We start from the raw sequence: 1854 nt of genomic DNA, 5'->3' as shown, positions 1-1854 counted from the left end.
ACGCAGCAGTACTACCTGCGTGCAAGGTTCTACAACCCGGTCATTGCCCGCTTTACGCAAGAGGATGAGTACCGTGGTGATGGTCTCAACCTGTATGCGTATGTTGGGAATAATCCGATTAATTATGTGGATCCGAGCGGTTATAGCAGTCAGAATGTTGGCTGCGGTGGCGGCGGTAAGAAGGAAGGGCCTTTTGAAAACGGAAAAAATCCTGACCATCCGATAAGAGTTTATAGAGATACTGATTTGGAGATTTTAAACAGAGAATATGAGATAGTTACAAGGGGAGGAACATTTAAAACTAAAATTGTTGCCGACGAAAAGCTTATTATAGAGATGCCTTTCGTAGGGAAAGGAAATCAGAAAGCGAATTCTGAGGGTTGGTTGAGAGACAATGATTATTATTTCACTGAATTGTACAAAAAGCATCCTGAATTCTTTAGTGAAAGAAACATAGATAATTTGAAAAATGGACGTTCTATTGTCAACGATCCTATATTTAGGAGTTATTTCCCACAGTATGATATAGTAGGTTTGCGTAGTAAACCGTTACTTCATCATCATGTTGGGGGTGGAGGCCAATCGATGGCGATACCTGCTCCACTTCATCCTGGTAGTGGAGGTATACACAATAATGAGAAGCAGATAGGGGTATGGGGAAAAGATCAAATATTTGCAGACCGTCTTCAAATATTTATTGACAATAAATGAGGTGAAAAGAATGTCGGTAATAAATTCTTTAAAGGAATATTTTGAGACTTTACATAATTACTGGAACAGTAGCTATGGTACTCTGCCTCAAGTTCCTTTCGATGAATTGATTAACCCAATGTTGTACCAAGGTGAACCAGATGAAGAGGAGTATGTTTCATGGTTACCAAAATTAAAAGAAACTAATGAGGATTTCAAAGCAATCGAGAGTGATATTGGATTGTGTTTGCACTCTTCAATTAAGGAGTATTTTAATTCATATTGGTTCTTAGAGCTTCAAGGTTTCTTTCATTCAAAACTGATTCATTTAGAACCTGTTGAACCAGGGAAGGATCTTCGTAATTTTTTTGTTAATCAAAAAACTTACGAAGAAAATCAAGGTAAACAATTAAAAAATATTCATATTGGTTTTATTTCTCCTGATGATCTGGCTCTAGTCATCAATAATGAAACTGGGGAAGTATTACAAGAAAATTTCGAAACAGGGGAATTAACTGTTATTGCAGAATCACTTGAAATGTTAATTAGTGAATTAAGGATGTCAAAATAAAATTAATATAACAATTAGAGAATGAACTGTAATCTGTATATGAACAAGAGAAGAATTATTGTTAGACTGCTAAAAGATGAATCTCGAACTCATCGAAGGTCATAACATTGGTATTTCTCAAACTTTAAACAAGTGACAGCAAAATCCCCCTCATTTTTGTGTAAGGTGAGGGGGATTTTGTTGCAAATAGAAGGTTCCGAACGCTTCCACTATGTAGGTGATCAATTCGATGTTATTTACGCAGCAGAACTATCTACGCGTAGGGTTTAACAATTCGGAAGGAATACTAAGATTGGTTAATGAAAATGGGCTCACAGGCCGTTCGTAGACGATGGCTGGAACCTGATCAGCGAACTGGACGGAGAGCATCAAGTCAAGACATCCTATGTGCGCGGACATGAACTGCTTGCGCAGGTAAATAGGCAAGGGGATTCCTACTACTACCTGAACAATGAGCACGGAGATGTCGTGCGCATCACGAACCGTCTCGGCAGCATCCTGAACAGCTATGAGTACGACGCCTTCGGCCAGACGGTATCTGCCACAGAGGGCATTCCGAACCGCTTCCGCTACGCAGGCGAGCAGTTCGATGC

The 1854-nt window shown here is 39.4% G+C and carries 3 protein-coding genes; all 3 read left to right on the top strand.

Annotated features, from left to right (window positions below; all coding sequences use genetic code 11):
* On the top strand, positions 1–711 hold a 711-nt coding region (locus BP95_RS0116065; protein WP_197035298.1), incomplete at its 5' end, for an RHS repeat-associated core domain-containing protein.
* Between the two features lie 10 nt (positions 712–721).
* Positions 722–1261, top strand: coding sequence for a SecY-interacting protein Syd (locus BP95_RS0116060; protein WP_021254186.1), 540 nt, complete (start codon positions 722–724; stop codon positions 1259–1261).
* Positions 1262–1648: 387 nt separating this feature from the next.
* A partial coding sequence (locus BP95_RS30595; RefSeq protein WP_036667209.1) for an RHS repeat-associated core domain-containing protein occupies positions 1649–1854 on the top strand: 206 nt, incomplete at its 3' end.

The sequence above is a fragment of the Paenibacillus sp. UNC217MF genome, from assembly GCF_000686865.1.
Lineage (GTDB): Bacteria > Bacillota > Bacilli > Paenibacillales > Paenibacillaceae > Paenibacillus_B > Paenibacillus_B suaedae.
The sequence above is the reverse complement of the archived record's forward strand: the minus strand, read 5'-3'. Positions and strand labels throughout refer to the sequence as shown.